Annotated in this window: 15 protein-coding genes; 6 read left to right on the plus strand and 9 right to left on the minus strand. The window is 44.3% G+C overall.

Going from position 1 to position 19,470, the window contains the following annotated elements; translation table 11 throughout:
* Positions 1-101: 101 nt before the first annotated feature.
* The 5 genes from KUA48_RS04360 (at position 102) to KUA48_RS04380 (ending at position 4,524) form a co-directional block, all read left to right on the plus strand.
* Positions 102-707, plus strand: coding sequence for a 50S ribosomal protein L25/general stress protein Ctc (locus tag KUA48_RS04360; protein WP_118254009.1), 606 nt, complete (start codon positions 102-104; stop codon positions 705-707).
* A 51-nt stretch (positions 708-758) separates the two neighbouring features.
* Complete coding sequence (pth, locus tag KUA48_RS04365) at positions 759-1,331, plus strand: aminoacyl-tRNA hydrolase (protein ID WP_118254008.1); 573 nt, start codon at positions 759-761, stop codon at positions 1,329-1,331.
* A 2-nt stretch (positions 1,332-1,333) separates the two neighbouring features.
* A complete protein-coding gene (locus KUA48_RS04370; protein WP_118254006.1) occupies positions 1,334-1,756 on the plus strand; it encodes an RNA-binding S4 domain-containing protein in 423 nt (140 codons plus the stop codon).
* 612 nt (positions 1,757-2,368) lie between these two features.
* On the plus strand, positions 2,369-3,904 hold the full coding sequence (locus tag KUA48_RS04375; RefSeq protein WP_264949399.1) for an ISL3 family transposase: 1,536 nt from the start codon (positions 2,369-2,371) through the stop codon (positions 3,902-3,904).
* 53 nt (positions 3,905-3,957) lie between these two features.
* A complete protein-coding gene (locus KUA48_RS04380; RefSeq protein ID WP_118254004.1) occupies positions 3,958-4,524 on the plus strand; it encodes a porin family protein in 567 nt (188 codons plus the stop codon).
* Positions 4,525-4,668: 144 nt separating this feature from the next.
* Here KUA48_RS04380 and KUA48_RS04385 read toward each other — a convergent pair whose 3' ends face one another.
* Positions 4,669-7,605, minus strand: coding sequence for a TonB-dependent receptor (locus KUA48_RS04385; RefSeq protein WP_218433482.1), 2,937 nt, complete (start codon positions 7,603-7,605; stop codon positions 4,669-4,671).
* Between the two features lie 216 nt (positions 7,606-7,821).
* On the opposite strand from KUA48_RS04385, the gene aroB reads away from it, so the two are divergent.
* Complete coding sequence (gene aroB / locus KUA48_RS04390; RefSeq protein ID WP_218433481.1) at positions 7,822-8,868, plus strand: 3-dehydroquinate synthase; 1,047 nt, start codon at positions 7,822-7,824, stop codon at positions 8,866-8,868.
* 33 nt (positions 8,869-8,901) lie between these two features.
* On the opposite strand, the gene KUA48_RS04395 is transcribed toward aroB, so the two are convergent.
* The 8 genes from KUA48_RS04395 to rfbD all read right to left on the minus strand — a co-directional run bounded on the left by KUA48_RS04395 (position 8,902) and on the right by rfbD (position 18,981).
* Positions 8,902-9,885 (minus strand): AMP-binding protein, encoded by a 984-nt coding sequence (locus KUA48_RS04395; RefSeq protein ID WP_218433480.1) that lies wholly within the window; start codon positions 9,883-9,885, stop codon positions 8,902-8,904.
* Positions 9,882-11,006, minus strand: a complete 1,125-nt coding sequence (locus tag KUA48_RS04400) for an o-succinylbenzoate synthase (RefSeq protein ID WP_153087907.1) — start codon at positions 11,004-11,006, stop codon at positions 9,882-9,884. The genes KUA48_RS04395 and KUA48_RS04400 overlap by 4 nt, the downstream gene beginning before the upstream one ends.
* Before the next feature lie 59 nt (positions 11,007-11,065).
* Positions 11,066-12,595, minus strand: coding sequence for a carbon-nitrogen hydrolase family protein (locus KUA48_RS04405; protein ID WP_006847288.1), 1,530 nt, complete (start codon positions 12,593-12,595; stop codon positions 11,066-11,068).
* 150 nt (positions 12,596-12,745) lie between these two features.
* Positions 12,746-14,464 carry a phosphoethanolamine transferase gene (locus KUA48_RS04410; protein ID WP_218433479.1) on the minus strand — a complete coding sequence of 573 codons (1,719 nt, stop codon included), beginning with the start codon at positions 14,462-14,464 and terminating at the stop codon, positions 12,746-12,748.
* 58 nt (positions 14,465-14,522) lie between these two features.
* Entirely contained in the window at positions 14,523-15,671 is a 1,149-nt protein-coding gene (locus tag KUA48_RS04415; protein ID WP_371833704.1) for a BamA/TamA family outer membrane protein, read from the minus strand.
* Between the two features lie 45 nt (positions 15,672-15,716).
* On the minus strand, positions 15,717-16,679 hold the full coding sequence (locus KUA48_RS04420; protein ID WP_182429564.1) for a PCMD domain-containing protein: 963 nt from the start codon (positions 16,677-16,679) through the stop codon (positions 15,717-15,719).
* 269 nt (positions 16,680-16,948) lie between these two features.
* Entirely contained in the window at positions 16,949-18,082 is a 1,134-nt protein-coding gene (locus tag KUA48_RS04425) for a dTDP-glucose 4,6-dehydratase (protein WP_218433478.1), read from the minus strand.
* Positions 18,083-18,108: 26 nt separating this feature from the next.
* A complete protein-coding gene (rfbD, locus tag KUA48_RS04430) occupies positions 18,109-18,981 on the minus strand; it encodes a dTDP-4-dehydrorhamnose reductase (RefSeq protein WP_118253989.1) in 873 nt (290 codons plus the stop codon).
* Between the last annotated feature and the right edge of the window lie 489 nt (positions 18,982-19,470).

Genomic DNA, 19,470 nt, shown 5'->3' on the forward strand with positions numbered 1-19,470 from the left:
AATAATTTTCGTAATTTTGCACCCGCTTTAAGCAAAGCTAATCCGTGTGATGGCGAGTTAAGGCACATTTTTATTAATAACTTAATTTAGAGTAACACAAAATGAAAGAGATTAATGTAACAGGTCAGAAGCGCACAGACCTTGGCAAGAAAGCTTCTAAGACATTGCGTAAGGAAGGTTTGATTCCATGTAACCTTTATGGTGAGAAAAGGGGCGAGAACGGTGCTCCTGAGGCTTTGTCATTCGCAGTTCCATTCGCTGAGTTGCGTAAAATCATCTACACTCCTCATGTATACGTTATCAACCTCATCATCGACGGTGAGAGCCACACTGCTATCATGAAGGAGATCCAGTTCCACCCAACAACAGACGCTCCTCTGCACGTTGACTTCTACGAGGTTAACGACCAGAAGCCTATCACTATCGGTATTCCAGTTAAGTTGACAGGTCTTGCACAGGGTGTACGTGATGGTGGTCGTATGAACCTCTCTATCCGTAAGATCAACGTTACAGCTCCTTACCAGGTTATTCCTGAGCACCTCGATATCGACGTTACTGAGTTGAAGATCGGTAAGAGCATCAAGGTAGGTGACCTCTCATTCGAGGGTCTCGAGTTGGCTACAAGCAAGGCTGTTGTAGTTTGCTCTATCAAGATGACACGTAACGCTCAGCTCGCAGCTCAGGCTGCTGATGATGCAGAGGCTTAATCACTGAGTCATCTAGAGATTTTACGAACCTGAGTAAAGCATTATCAAACATTGGATAAATATTTGATTTGTGGGCTTGGTAACCCTGGCGATGAATACGCCGGCACCAGGCACAACACAGGATTTATGGTATTGGACGCTTTTGCTAAAGCGTCCAATATTCATTTTGAGGATAAGCGATATGGCTTCGTAGCCGAAACTACGCTCAAGGGAAGAAAGATTTTCCTGCTCAAACCTACCACATTCATGAACCTCAGCGGTAATGCGGTAAGATATTGGCTGAATCAGGAAAAGATTGACCAGAGCCGACTGCTGGTTATCAGCGATGAGCTAGCCCTGCCTCTGGGTGCTTTCCGACTGAAGGCGAACGGCAGCAACGGCGGCCATAACGGATTGGGACATATCCAGCAGCTTATCGGTCAGAACTATGCCCGCCTGCGCATGGGCATCGGCAACGATTATCCACGTGGCGGCCAGATAGACTGGGTGCTGGGCAAATATACTGAGGAAGACATGAAGCAGCTGCAGCCGGCCATCGACCTGGGTGTAGACATCATCAAGAGCTTCGTATTGGCTGGTATCGACATCACCATGAACCAATACAATAAGCTAGGAAAGAAATAATCATGAAGGAATCAGCAAGAATAGACAAGTGGCTCTGGGCTGCCCGCATTTACAAGACCCGCAGCATTGCTGCCGATGCCTGTAAGAATGGCCGCGTCATGGTGGGAGGCGTAAACAGAAAGCCTTCCTTCATCATCAAGCGTGGCGATGTGGTGAGCGTAAAGAAAGCCCCTATCACCTACTCTTTCGAGGTTCTCGACTGCATAGAGCAGCGCGTAGGCGCCAAGATGCTGTATGGTGTCTATAAAAACGTAACCGACCCTAAGCAATATGAGCTTCTGGAGATGAGTCGCATCAGCGGATTCGTAGATAGAGCCCGAGGCACAGGTCGCCCAACCAAGAAGGAACGCCGTGCCCTGGACGCCTTCGTAGATCCAGCCATGTTCGGATTTGACGAAGAAGACTGGGACGAAGATGAAGAATAAAATAAAACTCCCCCTACACTTCGAAGAGTATAGGGGGAGTTTTATTATGTAGTCATAATTATTTTCCTTTCTTTCTTACTTTGCAAAGATACAACATTTTAAGATACGATGCAAGAATATTGGGATAATTATAGCTAAAAACATACGAAATAGAAACTTATATGTGATATTTGGCTGCTTATTTTAAAATAAAGCTTAAAATATTTGGAGCGAATAGAGAAAAAGTATACCTTTGCACCTAGTAAAAATGATGGAATCAGCACACACACTGATAACCAATCATACTCTATATGAGCATTATATACTATGGTTCTTCTCAAATTTTAGTACAAAGCCCCATATTTTATATGAAGGAGCAATATTTTTGAGAAAGTTTAATATAAAAAATTAGCGATTGTCTCCAAAAATATGTAAGTTTAAAGTGATCATAAAATATGACTTACAATGGATACAATCGCTAACAGATGCAAAATTATAAAAAAGATAAGAAACAACCAAATAAAATCCGATATAAATGCTTCTACGGTCGGAGAAAAACTTCTTATGGACATTTTTCCTGCCATAGATGGCTTTTTTATCGCAAGTTGTGACTTCTCTTCCACGGAACTCAAAATGGTTCTCGTGAGTACGGCTACCCATGCCTTCTGCGACCGTTGTGGCAAGAAAACCACTCATACCCGTGGCTGGCAAAAGAGAACGGTCACGATGTGTCCTTTAGGGTGTAAACGGTTTGTTCTCACCCTTTACATGCGCCGTTTTTACTGCCAGTCTGATAAACATATATTTGTAGAGCAACAGACGAAGTGGCTAAACAAATATGCAAGATTCAGTGTAAGATGCATAGAGTTGATGAACCTGCTTCATATACATATGTCATCTGTGTCGACCTCCAAGGTCATGAGAAAGATGGGAATCACTTGCTGTCCAAATACTTGCATAAATCATTTGAAAAAGATCCAAAGACTTCCAGACAGGACTGCCAGGAATATAGGCATAGATGACTTTGCCAAGAGAAAGAGACATACCTATGGCAGTGTTATCGTAGACCATGACACAGGCGAGATTTTGGAACTGATAGACTCTAGAGATTCTTCGATTGTGGCAAATGTCTTGAAACAATACAAGAAAGTCAATACTATCACTCGTGATAGGGGACGATGCTTCATTAAGGCTATCAAGCAAGGAGCCCCATCAGCACATGCTATCACAGACAAATTCCATGTCATTGAAGACTTGACGAGCGCAGTCTTTCCAAAGATTCTGCAGGAGTTTTTGCATAAGAGAATGGAGTTGCTGACTCAAGGTCTAGTTGGTCCCATTAAGCCACAAATAAGTAGAGGTTGGCTTTATAACAGCATATATGCAGTCTTGGAATCGATGTGCAAGGATGCAAGAAGAATCAAGAAAATGACTGAATGGAACACTTTCATGGATCTTTATGCAAGGCAAGGACTGACTTTGAGTGAAATCCATGACAAAACAGGGTTTGATGGATTTAAGATGGGAAAGCTAAGGAACACCAAATATGAGGACTTGCTCAACCCAACGCAACTAAGGGCTTACAAAGCCATAGAATCTATTACAAATAGGATTCTCTGTAAAAAGTCATTGGATTACTCTGTGGTTACCAAGGGGTTACATTCTACAGAGAAGAAAGAAATACTGAAAAGACTTCTTTTTCTACTGAGAGGAAAATGGAAGGAAGACTGGAAGGCATACGATGATGCCTACAAGGCATTTCTTGCAAAGGCAACTATCAGGAACGAAGAGTATGACCTTTGGAATTCAATAGTTCACTTCAACTGGAAAACCAAGACGGAGACTGTCAGATTGTTTCTGCAGGACTTGCATGTTACCGATTTAGCCTATTATATAACAACATTTCAAGGCATTTTGAGCGGAGAGGTCAAAATGAACTTGTACAAATGGATTAACATGGTCATAGGATGTGGTAATGAGAAAATGGAAAAGTTTGCCAAAGGACTGATTAAGGACTATTCCGCCATCAATAATTCTATTGCTAGCAAATTGAACAATGGAATCCTTGAAGGTTCGGTCAACAAGATAAAGACCGCAAAGCGAATTATGGGTGGAAGAGCATCGATTTCTCTTTTGCAGATAAAGGTCTCCTCAAACTTAGATACATAAATGTACCAAAATTTGAGAAGAACCTATACTATTAATTTAAAATATTAGAGATTATGAAAAAATTATTCGTTATGGCAGCTATGGTGCTGTCTTCAGTAGGTGCTTTCGCACAGCAGGCTGCAGGTACAACAACTATTCAGCCTAAGGTTGGTTTGAACGTTTCAACAATTGGTGATAATGACTGGAAAGCCGGTTTCGCCGCCGGTGCAGAATTGCAGTATCAGGCTACCAGCAACTTTGGTGTTGCTGTAGGCGCTCTCTACTCTGTACAGGGCTTCAAGGGCAAGGATATTGAAATCGATACTCCAATCGTAGACGGAACTATCCAGAATGACTATAAGTGGAATCCAGGCTATATCAATGTGCCTATCACTTTGAACTACTACCCAGTAGCTGGTCTTGCTCTCAAGGCAGGTTTGCAGCCAGGTTTCTTGGTAAATAAGGACGATATGGACGATGCTAAGACTGTAGATCTCTCTATCCCAGTAGGTCTCTCTTACGAGTATCAGGGCATTGTATTCGATGCTCGTTACAACATCGGTGTAACTAAGATTGCAGATAACGTTGATCACTACAACAACGTAATTCAGATTACTGTAGGCTACAAGTTCTCTCTCTAATCAATGAACTTTTAGTAATCCCAAATAAAGAAATCCCCGTTCTTCATTACGAAGAGCGGGGATTTTTTTTCTCGTCATATCTGTTTGAAATAAGCCTCACGTAAACATTGAGTGAGGCTTACTATCGTTTTAAATGAAGTCTTTCTAGAACATTCTGCCGCCTGGACGACCACCGCCAAAACCGCCATTGAATGGACGGCCATGGAAGTTTGGACGGGCACCAGGACCTTCAGGTCCACCCTTGCGGGCATCCTTGCCTCCGAAGAGATTCAGGCGGTAAATCACGTGCAGCATTGCATAGCTGTTGATGGCATTATACTCCGTATCCGTACGGGATGTAGCAGAAATGGCACGAGAGAAGGTGCTCTGCTGGCGGAGAATATCGTAGAACTGCAGCATGATGGTAAGAGGCTTGCCCTTCAGGAAACCCTGAGAGAGCTGCGCATTCCATACAAACTCATCCGTATTCATGCTGCTGTCGCTATAACCGCGGCGGCTGCTGATAGATAGGCTTGAGTTCAGACTGGTGCCCCAAGGCGCTGTAAGCGTCATGCTTGGTCCATAAGAGAACTGCCAGGTATTGAGGTTGCTGTTTGGCTGCAACTTGTTTGTAGCATGGTTATAATTCAATGTTCCATCGAGCGAAAGCTCCAGCCAGTTGTTGCGATAGCTGAAAGAGAGGCGCTCTCTCCAAGTAGTACTGCGGGTGGTATTCTTCTGGGAATCAGACTGCTTGTCGAGACTCAGATAACTCACGTAGTTGTTGTAACCCAAGTAGGTGTCGGTATTCAAGTTCCATACACCGGCACTATCGATAGAGCAGTTGAACATAAAGGCTCCCATCACATTCCAGTTGCCATTGATATTCTCAGGTCGGGTGATTCTACCACCAGTCTTCTCATCGTAGGTCACCTTGTTGCTGATGCTATTGTTGGTGGTAGAGAAGTTGATAAAGGTCATGACACCCTTGTTATGGTTCTGCACGAAATTGTTGTAGAACAATCGGAAGTTCTGGGTGAACGATGGCTTCAAGCCAGGGTTACCCTTCGAGATGTTCAGCGGGTCGCTGTTATCTGTGATATCAAGCAACTGAGAGATGCTTGGCTGAGAAGTGGTACCACGGTAGTTCACACGCAGGTTGCTCATCTTTGAGAAGCGATAACGGAAATCGAGGGTTGGACTGATATTCGTCACCGTGCGGACGGTATCCTTATGATTGCCCATATAATCGTAGATGAAGTTGGAGCGCTGTGGCTGAATCATTACACCGAAGTTGAGATTATATTTGCTTCGGATGAATCGCATCATCACCTGGATATCATGAGTATAGTTCTTATACTCAGAATACTTACTCAAATCCTCATCCTTGTAATTGCCAAGCTGACCGGCAAACGGATTCAGGTAACTATCCCAACCACGATATTCATGATCTCCTGTCATCGCATACTTGCTGAAATCGTAGGTGCTGCGGTCGCTCTTGGAGTAGCTGTAAGTAAACTTATAGCTGAACTGCAGGAAGGTAGCCTTCCAGAGTGGCTCACTATAGGTCAACTGGCCCGCATAACTGTAATTCTTCGAAGGAGTCAGGTTATAGCGGTTGGTCTGATAAGTAGAATCCTTACCCTCCGCTGTCTGTACGAGATAGAGCTTGGCATTGTTAAGCGAGATGCTCTTGCTGTCATTATCCGTATATTTGGCATTCATACGCAAGGTGATGTTGCGTCCCTTGTTGCCCAACTTGCGGTTCACCTGCAGCATACCCCTGATATTGTTATTATCAGAATAGGTGATTCCGTTAGTCAACTGACTGTTCACCATAGCCCCAGCCTTGTCCAACTCATCAATACCTTCCTCAGAAAGAGGGTCTTTGGTGGTAATGGTATAAGGATCCTTGTTGTAAGAAGCCGACTGGCTGCCATTCAATCCATCGCTGGTACTCCAGGAGATGGAAGGACGGAAGAGGATATTGGTCATAGAGTCTGGCATCCACTCCAAGCGGATGTTGCCGTTCCAGCTGTTGTTGCGGGAGAATTTCTGAGTCAAGCTGTTGCTGAACGAAGAGCTGCTACCCATGAAGTTCTCGCTGGAACGACGGCTCCAAATATCGCCATCGCTGTGATTCCAGCGAAGTGAAGTATTGAACTTGAATTTATCTTTCAGTTCATAATTATAGTTAGCACCTATCATCTTGCTGGCATTCAAACCGTTAGCACCTCCGAAACCTCTACCGGGGCCACCGCCTCCGAAACCACGGTCGCTGGTGTTATTGGCATTGGCAAAGAGCATGAATCGGCTGTTATTAGAGAAATAACCGCCCATACCACGCATGTTATAGCGGCTCTTGTTGCCCACGCCCAGGTCGATATTGGAAATCAGACCCTTATTCATACCCTTCTTGACACCGAAGTCGAGCACGGTCTGCTCCTCACCATCATCAATACCGGTCACCTTAGAGAGATCACTCTTCTCATCGTATGCCTTGATTTTCTCGATGATGCTGGTAGGCAGGTTCTTCAGGGCAGTCTTGGTGTCACCGGTCATAAACTCCTTGCCGTCTACCAGAATCTTCTTTACCTCCTTACCATTAATCTTGATGGTACCGTCATCGCTCACCTCTGCACCCGGCAGACGCTTTACGAGTTCCTCAACTACCGATCCTTCCGGTGTGCGATAGGCAGAAGAATTGTACACGAAAGTATCTTCCTTCAGAGTTACCTTCTGAGCCATAGCTGTTACCACTGCGCCTTTCAGCATGATAGCCTCAGCACCCAGCACAATCTTACCCATAGCCAGATCCTTGTTATCAAAAATTTGGATACGCTTCATGGTAGACTTGTATCCTACGCTCGAAATCTTGAGCAGATACTTGCCATTAGCCGGAGCGGTGACGTGAAAGAGTCCGTTCTCATTACTGATGGCACCAGCCACATACGTGCTGTCGCTCTTAAGCAATTGAATAGTTACCTGCTCAATGGCCTCCTTGGTATCGCGGTCGGTAATCTGACCGGATATCAGTCGCTGCTGAGCAAAGGATGCTATTGCCATCAACAGCAGCAGCATCGTCAGAATCGATTTTTTCATTCTTATTTTTATTTGTTATTATTTTCAACTATGAGTGTTTTCACACATAATCGCTATGATATTCTATTATCATTTTTGTTACTCGATTGTTTTGACGCGTTAAATACACCAAGGTTTAATGCATTCTGAGATAAAAAACGCAAATTTAGCAACTTTTTTTTTGTTTTGTCTCCATTTTAGTGTATCTTTGCACAAAAATTAATACGCTAGAATGTTATGGAACAAAGAGTAATCATATCAACCAAACTGGAAAGCGAACTGGTAAGTGCACTTTCTGAGTGTGAGCACGACAAGCTTTTTGTGCTTACAGATACTACGACATTGGAACTATGCATGCCTGTATTGCAGAGTTTTTACTGCATGAAGGAAGCCCATATCATCACTATTCCGGCTACCGACAGCCATAAAGACATCGACAGTCTGATGATGGTATGGAAAGGACTGCAGGAGGGAGGAGCTTCACGCCACTCCTGTATGATTAATCTGGGCGGCGGCATGATAACCGACCTTGGTGGCTTTGCTGCCAGCACTTTTAAGAGAGGTATCAACTTTATCAATATCCCTACCACCCTGCTGGCTATGGTAGACGCATCGGTAGGTGGAAAGACAGGCATCAACTTCGGCGGACTGAAGAACGAAGTAGGTGTGTTTAACGATTCTAAGTTTGTTATTCTCGATACAGAGTTCCTGAAGACGCTCGATGCAGAAAACATCTGTTCGGGCTATGCAGAGATGCTGAAACACGGTCTGATTTCTACAGAAGCAATGTGGGAAGAACTGGTCAGTTCCGACCTCGACAAGCCTGATTTGAAGCAGTTGCAGCGCATGGTAGGCGACAGCGTGAAGGTAAAGGAGCGCATTGTAGAGCAGGATCCTCACGAGCAGGGCATCCGCAAGGCGCTGAACCTGGGTCATACTTTCGGTCATGCATTCGAGAGTTGGGCATTGAAGCGCAAGCCTATCCTGCATGGTTATGCAGTGGCATTCGGTCTCATCCCTGAACTCTATCTGAGTGTTGCCAAAACCGGATTCCCTACTGAGAAGATGCGCCAGACCGTAAACTTCATCAAGGAATTCTATGGTACACTGGATATTACCTGCGATGACTATGATGAGCTCATCGAGCTGATGCACCATGACAAGAAGAACCAGAATGGCATCATCAACTTCACGATGCTGGGCGGCATAGGCGATATCCGTATCAACCAGACAGCTACGACAGAAGAGATCAAGGAAGCACTTGACTTCTTCAGAGAAGGATAATTCAGCTAAAGAATCTTTCTTCAGAGAATCCCTTTAAAGAAAGATAGAGCGCTTCGGCTTTCCGGTTTCGGTAAGTGGGAGTTGGTTTACATGAAGATATTCCCTTGGAATCCAATATTTATGATCAGATAAGAGGCGGCGAACAGTCGCCTCTACTTTTTTCATATCCTCATCTTCCGTCAAGAGGACAGCAATTTCTCCAAACTTCCCGTCTTTCTTCTTGACAATCATGAAAGGTTTTTCAAGATAAGGCTTCAACAGAGCCTCAACCTCTTCTATCTGTATCTTGATGCCTCCGCTGCAAATCACATTGTCTTTTCTGCCTTTGATGCGAAAACGGAGTTTTTCCACCTTATTATATATATAGGATTCTATTTCCACTATATCGTTCGTTACCAGGGGCTCTGCACAGACCTGCGGAGCATCTATTACCAGACATCCTTCATCGGTCTGACTGATTTTCACACTATCGAAAGGCTGGTACCATTCGCTGGCCTTATCACCATTAATTCTTCTCAGGGCAATATGCGAGAGCGTTTCGGTCATTCCGTAGGTACTCCAGATGGCAATATCGCCGGGAAGAGCCTTCAGTTTCTGTTCGAGAGCCTCATCTATGGCCCCACCACCGATAATAAGATGACTGATGCGGCAGAGACGAGCCCGCTCTTCAGGAACCTGCAGGGTGTTATAAACCTGCATCGGGACCATCGCAGCGAAGGTAATCTCTTCATTTACATCTTTCAAAGGATGCCCACTTGGGTAAACTGAAATAAGATGGAGATGGCGCTCTATACTCCGCACCACCACCATCTTACCTGCAATATAATCGAGCGACATACAGAGCAGGGCGCTATCACCAGGTTTCAATCCCAGGAAATCACAAGTGATGCGGGCCGAGTTGAGCATCCGCTTTTTCTCAACCAACATCGGTTTAGGCTTGCCTGTAGAACCACTTGTATGAACAAGCATCCGGTCGCTACCGTTATTCCATTCTGAAAGGAATTCTTCTAAAGTCATTTTACTACAAACAGTTTGTCACCACGAATCTCCAAAGGCATCGGTATATTATCAGTAAAGAGCTGTCCGGTGCCCAAGCCTTGCGGCATCTTAACATTAGAACCATATACTTTAGCTGCATAATGAGCAATAGCATTCAGACCGATATTACTCTCAAGAGCAGAAGTAATCCAGCTGCCGATACCACGCTGGTTAGCCAGTTCTATCCACTCGTTACATCCATAGATTCCACCATGAAGTGAAGGCTTGAGGATGATATACTGAGGACGGACCGTATCGAGCAAAGCCTGCTTCATACTCCGGACATTCACACCAATCAACTCCTCGTCTAGGGCGATAGGAAGCGGTGTTTCGCGACAGAGCTGGGCCATCTTAGGCCACTGATGCTGCTTGATAGGCTGCTCTATCGAATGAATGTCATATTTAGCCAAAGCCTCCAGCTGACTCATTGCATTCTCCGGCAAAAAGCCACCATTGGCATCTACACGCAACTCAACCTGCTCCTTGGTATACACATCACGGATGCGCTTGATGAGATCAAGTTCCTTGAAAAAATCGATGGCACCGATCTTCAGTTTCACGCAATGGAAACCCGCCTGGAGCTTCTCCTCCAGCCGTGCCAGCATCTCCTCGTAGGTTCCCATCCACACCAATCCGTTGATGGTGATTCCCTCTTCTCCCCTACCGAAAGGAGAGTCGAAAAGTTCTGTCAGGTTCTCCATTCCGGCTGGAACAGAAACCCCTTTCTGCTTCAACATTTCTGAAGAAGATGCTCCTTCAGCAGGAACAATCTCCAAAAACTTCTTCGCTGCATCGAAGAACGAAGCGAAGGCTGTTTCCAAACCGAAGGTGATGCTAGGATAAGCACGAATCATATCGTATGGAATGCGTCCCATCTGCTCCACCATCTGACAAACCTGTCGCAGGGTCATCTCATATTCCGGTTTGGCATCGCAACTGAGATCAGGGAGCGTAGCACACTCTCCCACTCCCTCTACTCCCGGCAATTCATCCGATGTAAGGGTGAGATAATAACTGTGTCTCGTGGTATATACGCCACGAGACGTGCCTGCCGGCTGCTTGAAGTGGAGCGTGCGCTCCGAGATTTCTATCTTATACATTCTTTATATATCTATATATCAATACAATTGAATTCTTCACTCTTCGTTCTTCACTTCCCCTACTTTTTCTGTTTCAATTCGTAGAGATCCTTGCGGCGGTCGCGAAGATTTCTTACAGCACCGTAGGTATGAAGTTCATTCAAGAGATTCAGGTCAACATCTGATACGAGAATCATCTCGGTATTAGGTGTTGCCTCTGAACGCTTGCCATCGTTAGGGAAAGCAAAGTCGCAAGGGGTGAACACGGCGCTCTGGGCATACTGGATATCCATGTTGTGAACACGTGGCAGGTTGCCCACACTACCCGCAATGGCTACATAGCACTCGTTCTCGATGGCACGCGCCTGTGCACAGACTCTTACTCGGGAGTAAGCATTCTGGGTATCGGTCATGAATGGCACGAAGAGAATCTGCATGCCATCCTCAGCCATTAATCTTGACAACTCAGGGAACTCCACATCATAGCAGATGACGATACCAATCTTACCGCAATCGGTATCAAAGGTCTGGATATGGCTACCACCACTCAATCCCCAGCACTTCTGCTCATCTGGTGTAACATGAATCTTCTCGTACATGTCTACGCTACCATCTCTGCGGCAGAGGAAGCCCACATTATAGAGGGAATCGTCCTTAAGATAAGGCATACTACCCGTGATGATATTGATGTTGTAACTGATGGCCAACTCGCGGAAACGGTCACGGATTTCTTCGGTATACTGCGCCATCTTTCGGATGCTCTGCGCCTCACCCAAATCATTGAAACGAGCCATCAAAGGCGCATTGAAATACTCTGGAAAGAGAATGAAATCGCTCTTGTAATCGCTCACAGAATCAACGAAGAACTCAACCTGTTCGAAGAGGTCATCCACCGAAGCGTATGGGCGCATCTGCCACTGTACCAATCCGATTCTTACGGTTGGCTTGCGGTCTACATAAGAATCCGTAGGTGGCTGATAATAGATGTTATCCCACTGCAAGAGGGTGGCGCAGTGTTCGCTCTCCTCATCACTAGGAAGATAGTTGCGGATTACGCGGCGCACGTGGAAATCATTGGAAAGCTGGAAGGTAAGAACCGGGTCATAGATTTCACGGTTTCTTACATGCTCGATATACTCCTTAGGGCGCATCTTATCGGCATACTTGTGATAGTTTGGTATACGACCGCCAAACATGATAGCCTTCAAGTTGAGCTTCTCGCAGAGTTCCTTACGATACTCATACATACGGCGAGCCAGGCGCAAACCACGATAATCAGGGTGGATAAATACCTCGATGCCGTAAAGAATGTTTCCATTAGGATCGTGGGTATTGAAGGTTTCATTACCCGTAACCTGAGCATAGGTATGATCGCCCTTCACCATATTATAATTGACGATGATAGAGAGCGCACAGCCCACAATCTTATCATCAACGATAATAACCACCTGACCCTCAGGGAAGATAGTAATGAGTTTCTTAATCTGTTCTTTTGTCCAAAATACATCTGAGTCTGCGTAAATACGCCTAAATGACTTGGCAAGCTGATCATAATCCTCCATACGGAGGTTGCGCATGCCTACCTTTTCGATTTTTCGAGTTGGTTCCATAACAACTGTATTTTTATTATTATCTAAATCTGGGTGCAAAGATACAGCAAATTATAGATACGACAAAGAGTTTTCGCAAATAATTGACATTTACGAAAACTCTTTTCATGTATTTTACACAAAGAGCGCGTTTACGCTTAAAATCAGATGCTAATATTTGGCAGTTTCCTGTGGAATCGCTTTATCATGATCATCCAGATAAAACAACTTCACAGGATGATACTTCTCACTTGCCACAGAATATTTATCCTGGCGATAACGGGTCAGGATGCCTCCTATCCCCAACATCGTATGAAAAGCCGAAAGACTCGTCTGTACCTGTTGGGTACGATGACCAGACAAAGTTTTCAGTATTCCCGGATATTGTTTTCCATAACCAGATGATGTCCAGATGATGAAAGGAACATGCAGCTCATAATCAGATGCCTTCGGGGCGGCGTGCAGAAAGAGGCGACGGTCATCATCAAAGATATTCTCTCCATGGTCGCTGGTATAGAGCATCGCCGATGTAGGTTGGCTATATACCCCATCCGTCTTTGCCTGAGTCTTCTCCCATTTCTGCAGACGTTCTACGATACCATGCAGGATATAATCGGTATACCGGATGGTATTATCGTATGCATTCAGCAGGTCACGCCGGTTCTCTGGCTTCGCTTCGCTCTTACAGTCAGGTTTAAAGAAAGCGAAATTACGGGGATAGCGCTCCTGGTAATTAAAGTGAGAACCATAAGTATGAAGTACCACGAAGAGTTTCCGATAACGGTATTGCTTGGATGAAGAAGCATCTGCCGCAGGCAATATCCCATCCAACTTCTGCAACAAATCACTATCATAATGATTATCTTTTGCAGAAGCACCTTCCTTCAGGAAGTAATGTTCATCAGCCTGTTCGCCAAGGAAATCAATAAAAGAATGATTAGGTAGCTGATTGCTGATAAATACGGTATGAAATCCCGCCTCCCTGAAAGCTGCCAGGATACCTTTCTCATGAAAGAGACGTTCGAAATCCTCTGCTGATGCAGCCGACAGGAGCATAGGAACACTTTTATGCGTAGTATTACTCTGGGTTGTAGCATCGGGAAAAGCTATGATTCCAGGAGTCTTGGAAAGCAAAGGATTGGTATCGCGCGGATAGCCATAGAGACTGAAATTGTGGGCTCTCGCCGTCTCTCCCACCACCATCACATACACCTCGGGAGCCTCAGCATCGTGCTCGCTCCTGGCATCAAACCTGAAATTTCGGCTTGCCTCCCTGTAATTCTCTGAAGCCGCATCACGCTCGAAAGCAAGATAGAGATTATAGCAAACGTTAACAGGATAAAGCTGGTTGCGTAAGCGATAATCATCTACAGCCACATAGCAAGCCAGCAGACAGAATAAACCGACAGCAGCTATCTCCAAAGCCCAACGACGCACTCGATGCTGGAGTTGAACCACTATCATCCCTTTCTTGCTGATATTGACAATGGCCAGAACCAGCAAAGGAAGATAAACCACAAAAACACCCACCACGGCAGGCAACAGATTATCAAGCAGTTCCTTCACCTCGCCAGGATTGGTAGTTACAAGATTCAGAAACATATCTACCGCTATCACTCCCGTCCCGAAGAGATAAAGCAATACCAGTTGGAAGGCAGCGAAAAAAACAAAAAGAAAAGCCCACCAGATCATCTTACCCGGACATCTGGTTAACGAAAAGAACCACATGTAGAGTGCCAAAGGCAGCAACACATTGGCACCACAAGCCCAAGGTGCCAGACATTCAGTATAGCACAGAGCTATATTAGGCAACAACAATGCTCCCACAGCATACCCGTAAAGGAATGCTCCCGATGACACCTTATTATATATATCCGTAAAACTGTTCATTCTACTTTTTCATTAACACTTTAAAGAGCATTATCAAACTACATAAAGAGCATTATTACTAAAACGCTTCATTGATATTGAAGAGAAAACCAGACTGCCCCGACTTACCGAATCCATAATCCAGACGTACATTCACATTCTTCTTAAATTCCCAGCGATAACCTACACCGGCATTCGGCAAAATCTGTTTAGAGCGCAATGCCGAGAATTTCGGGAAGATGGTTCCTGCTCCAACCCACACTACGATTCCATTACGCTTCCATACATGTTGGCGCAACTCAACCGTAGCTTCCAGAGAATGCTTATCGCGATAACGGCCTTCATAATAGCCACGCATGGAATGAGTACCACCCAATTCAGCCATCATTCCCCACGAAGGATTGCCAAAGTTGAGGTTAGCCCCAATGTCCTCGGCAAGAACCGTTCCCTTACCCAGTCGCTGATAGGCATCAAAACGAAATGCCGTCGTACTGAAAGCATAATCATTTCCCATAAATCCAGGTCTGAACATCTGATTGATATTCAGATAGATACCACGATGTGGATTCGTAAGATTATCTCTGTTATCATATACCAGAGAAACGCCAGCTCCTACATTCCAAGTATGCTGATCCATGCCTTGCAGTAATTCCGGACGCTCAATATGTTTACCTATTACATAGTCATAACTCGCCATCGGTCCGATATAGAAATTATCTGCTACACGAAACAGGAAGCTAACTTCAGCCTGAGCCTGCCAACGCTTCATGTCACTCTTATTGGCATCGTTATCGCCCATCTCATAGCCTATTCCCCAAAAATCAGCGGGAAAAGAATAGAAATAAAGGTGATAATCGATGCGATATCTTCCTTTAGGAGCAATATGGTTACCACGGACACCCAACATATAGAAACCTACAGAACTGACATCACCATAAAGCGAGACATTAGAAGGAGGAAGAATACTGTCGTTCGGATCAGTACGGTATAGTCCTGCTGCCACCAATCCCAATCCAAACTTGGTATCAGAGGCATAATGAGGACCACCTATCACACTAAAATCGAAACGCTTATGCTTCTTGTTTTTGTTGGAATCATTAAAGTAGTCAAGAATCCGGTTCACCCATGATTTCCCGGCACGTAAAGCCATCGTATCCACCTTCTCTGCAGATGAGATACTATCGGTTACAGAAAGCTCAGAGGCATAGCTGCCCAATGCCAACATCATAATAAGTATTGTCAGAATATGCTTCATTTTGTTGATTTTATTATTTTAATACACTAATGCTACATTATCAATCCACAAGGTATTGCCTGGAGTTCCGATATAGGCTCCACCATCGGATGAGGAGAACTGAAGAATCAGATGAGTAGGTGTTTCGTTAGCACTCGCCCATCCTACTTCTTTTACCGGCACACTCTTACCCTTGCTGTTACGGGCATAGTCAGTGGATCGCAGTCCCATAGTAGCAGCCTGATAACCTGCCATGTGGCGGATATCGCCATAATGGATTGTATAGGTAGCATCTTCCACCCATCTATTGGTACTCTTTCCGAATCTGACTACCATCGTACCCACACGTTTAGCTGTTATATTTCCCTTAGCATCTTCATGCCGTTTCTGCAGATAGAGCACAGCTATAGCATGATCTCGACCTGCAACCGTAGAGGCTCCGCTAAATCCATTCTGCTTGATACGATTGGCTGCATTAGGAAAAGAAGTCTTATAATCAAAGCGCAAAGCCTTAGGACGTGCGGTGAATGGTATACCCCAGTTGATGGCTTTAGGACCATCCTTGGTACTTGTTATCGGTTCACGAACATTACCCAGAAAGAGAGAACCGGCAGCCAATACCTTGATATTGATGAGTCCCAGCACTTTTACTTTCTCAATATGGGTTACCAGTTTGGCACAATATCCACTACCATGTTTATCACGAAACACAGAGTTATTCGTCTTATAGATGCCCGATACATGTGCCAGGACATTAGAAGAACCCCAAGGCGAACCACCCTTATTGGTATAAGGAATATTACCATTGACAGTCATATTAGGTCCAACGGCATAAACTGTTTTCTGATTTCCTCCGATAATGCCTGATTCTTTGATATTCCTGACTACCCAGTGGTCCATATTACCATATTTAAAAGGAACCACCTTTCCCTGTCCCTTAACGGGAAGGCACGGCAAGGTAGCAACCGCCATAACGATGCCTGATATTATTATTTTCTTCATATCTGTTTCTTTTATATATCATTAAGGCTGCAAAGATAGAAAAATATTTTCTAGTTTTTAGTTTTCTTCGACATAAAGCATAAAAAATTAAGAAATAATAATATATTTACTGCATTTTAATTGTCATAAAACAAAAAAGTCCTGCATTTGCTGTTATAAACAAATACAGGACTCCTGATTCAATATACAAAACAGAATCTCTTGCACCGGTTACAATAGAGACATGCACCGGTTACAATAGAAACATGTTCCGATTACTCCAAAAGCTATTATCGGTTTGAATACATATTATCATAATACTTCTGATAATCACCAGAGGTTACATTGTCCATCCATTCCTGGTTCTCGAGATACCATTTCACGGTTTCCTCGATACCCTCCTCAAACTGAAGAGATGGCTCCCAGCCGAGTTCCTTCTGCAACTTTCTAGAGTCAATAGCATAACGCATATCGTGACCCTTTCTGTCTGTTACATAAGTGATGAGATCCAAATCCTCGCCTTCCTTTCTGCCGAGCAGACGGTCAACGGTCTTGATAACCACCTTGATGATATCGATATTCTTCCACTCGTTGAAACCGCCGATGTTGTAAGTCTCGGCAATCTTTCCCTTGTGGAAAATCATATCGATGGCACGGGCATGATCTACTACATACAACCAGTCGCGCACGTTCTCACCCTTACCATATACTGGCAATGGCTTGCGATGACGGATATTGTTGATAAACAGAGGAATCAACTTCTCTGGGAACTGGTATGGACCGTAGTTGTTAGAGCAGTTGGTCACGATGGTAGGCATACCGTATGTATCGTGGAAAGCACGGACGAAATGGTCTGAGCTTGCCTTGGATGCAGAATATGGAGAGTGAGGATTGTACTTGGTTGTCTCCAGGAAGAACTCCTCGCCGTAAGCCTCGTGGTTCTTACCGCTGGATGCCTTGGTAGTGAAAGGAGCAGGAATGCCCTCTGGATGAGTCATCTGCAATGCACCGTATACCTCATCGGTAGAGATGTGGTAGAAGCGCTTACCCTCGTATCCTTCAGGAAGACTCTCCCAGTAAATCTTTGCCGCCTGGAGCAGAGACAGGGTTCCCATCACGTTGGTATGAGCGAAAGTGAATGGATCCTTGATACTTCTATCTACGTGGCTCTCGGCAGCGAGATGGATGATGCCATCCACCTTGTAGTCCTGCATCAGTTTCAACATCAGGTCGAAATCACAGATGTCGCCCTTAACGAAAGTATAGTTAGGCTTGTTCTCGATGTCCTTGAGGTTAGCCAGGTTGCCTGCGTATGTCAACTTGTCGAGGTTGATGATGTGATACTCAGGGTATTTGTTCACGAAAAGTCTTACTACGTGTGAGCCGATGAAACCAGCACCGCCCGTGATAATGATATTCTTCATTTCAATTAATAATTTATAATTAATAATTATTTTGCTGCCGCCAATTCAGCGATGCACTTCTTCAAACTGTCAGTCCAGTATGGCACCTTAAATCCGAAAGTCTGCTTCAGCTTACTCTTGTCAAGTACAGAGAAGTGAGGACGCTTCACTGGGCTTGGGAACTCCTCGCTGTAGCAAGGCTGTATATCGCAAGTATTTCCGCTCAGTTCGCAGATAATCTTAGCGAAATCAAACCAAGAGCAGACACCCTCATTAGAGAAGTGGTAGATGCCCGTCTTATCCAACTGGTCAGTTTCGATGATATGTGAGATGACAGCAGCCAGGTCGCCAGCATAAGTTGGAGTACCCACCTGGTCGAAGACCACCTTCAGGGTGTCGTGGCTTGCCGTGAGACTCTGCATGGTCTTCACGAAGTTCTTACCCCACTGAGAGTAGAGCCATGCTGTACGGATGATGATATGCTTGCATCCTGTAGCTTCAATACTCTTTTCGCCTGCAAGTTTCGTTTTACCATATACCCCCAAAGGATTCGTTTCCCAATCTTCACGGCAAGGTATATTCTTATCGCCCTGAAAAACATAGTCGGTAGATACATGAATCAAAGCACCATCTACCTCCTTCATAGCCTGTGCCAAATTTCCCGCAGCAGTATTGTTGAGCAGATTAACCAGATCGTAATCTGTTTCAGCCTTATCTACGTTGGTATAAGCAGCGCAGTTAACAATTACCTGAATATCATTCTCCCTCACCTTTTCTCGGATAGCGTCAAGATTGGTGATATCCAGTTTTTCATAGCCTTCAGCCACATCGGTGAAGACAAACTTGTGATTGCTTTTTTGGGCACAGATTTGCATTTCATGTCCCAATTGACCATTAGCGCCTGTTACTAATATATTCATTGTTTTAATATTTTATTCAATATAATATTTTAAAGTCTACTTACCATTTCCCTCTACACATGAAGAAAACAGATTTTTTCTCTCGAAATCTATTTCCTACTACCTATATATATAAATCCATTCATCTATATATAAATATGTGGCAAAGGTAAAAAAAAAAATTGAGTTGACCAAAAAAAAGAAAAGAAAAGAGAAGAAACTAACATATATTAAACAAAGACCGCCACACTTTTTCACAAAAGCATGGCGGTTTTCCCTAAAACATAATAGATAAGCTTTGCCTTTAAGGGCAAACTTGAATCATCAAGTAGCCTAGTCTATTACCAATCCTTTTTTCCCTAATATAAACTAAACCTGTTTTCCTATTTAAATCAACATACTAAATCAACAAAAGGAATTTTCTTTATCATTAAATACTTTTAGAAGACTTGAAGTGGTAATAAAACCATAAAAACTACTGTTTTCTGATTTCGGTTGCAAAATTATATC

Origin of the sequence: Segatella copri, assembly GCF_019249795.2 — a bacterium.
Taxonomy (GTDB): Bacteria; Bacteroidota; Bacteroidia; order Bacteroidales; family Bacteroidaceae; genus Prevotella; species Prevotella copri_B.

What these genes read in the sequence shown, in the direction of transcription:
- KUA48_RS04410 (WP_218433479.1), bottom strand. Translation starts at nt 14,464, where the DNA reads ATGAACAGTTTTACGGATATATATAATAAGGTGTCATCGGGAGCATTC.
- KUA48_RS04400 (WP_153087907.1), bottom strand. Translation starts at nt 11,006, where the DNA reads ATGTATAAGATAGAAATCTCGGAGCGCACGCTCCACTTCAAGCAGCCG.
- rfbD (WP_118253989.1), bottom strand. Translation starts at nt 18,981, where the DNA reads ATGAATATATTAGTAACAGGCGCTAATGGTCAATTGGGACATGAAATG.
- KUA48_RS04425 (WP_218433478.1), bottom strand. Translation starts at nt 18,082, where the DNA reads ATGAAGAATATCATTATCACGGGCGGTGCTGGTTTCATCGGCTCACAC.
- aroB (WP_218433481.1), top strand. Translation starts at nt 7,822, where the DNA reads ATGGAACAAAGAGTAATCATATCAACCAAACTGGAAAGCGAACTGGTA.
- KUA48_RS04380 (WP_118254004.1), top strand. Translation starts at nt 3,958, where the DNA reads ATGAAAAAATTATTCGTTATGGCAGCTATGGTGCTGTCTTCAGTAGGT.
- KUA48_RS04375 (WP_264949399.1), top strand. Translation starts at nt 2,369, where the DNA reads ATGGTTCTCGTGAGTACGGCTACCCATGCCTTCTGCGACCGTTGTGGC.
- KUA48_RS04360 (WP_118254009.1), top strand. Translation starts at nt 102, where the DNA reads ATGAAAGAGATTAATGTAACAGGTCAGAAGCGCACAGACCTTGGCAAG.
- KUA48_RS04395 (WP_218433480.1), bottom strand. Translation starts at nt 9,885, where the DNA reads ATGACTTTAGAAGAATTCCTTTCAGAATGGAATAACGGTAGCGACCGG.
- KUA48_RS04385 (WP_218433482.1), bottom strand. Translation starts at nt 7,605, where the DNA reads ATGAAAAAATCGATTCTGACGATGCTGCTGCTGTTGATGGCAATAGCA.
- KUA48_RS04415 (WP_371833704.1), bottom strand. Translation starts at nt 15,671, where the DNA reads ATGATGTTGGCATTGGGCAGCTATGCCTCTGAGCTTTCTGTAACCGAT.
- KUA48_RS04420 (WP_182429564.1), bottom strand. Translation starts at nt 16,679, where the DNA reads ATGAAGAAAATAATAATATCAGGCATCGTTATGGCGGTTGCTACCTTG.
- KUA48_RS04370 (WP_118254006.1), top strand. Translation starts at nt 1,334, where the DNA reads ATGAAGGAATCAGCAAGAATAGACAAGTGGCTCTGGGCTGCCCGCATT.
- KUA48_RS04405 (WP_006847288.1), bottom strand. Translation starts at nt 12,595, where the DNA reads ATGGAACCAACTCGAAAAATCGAAAAGGTAGGCATGCGCAACCTCCGT.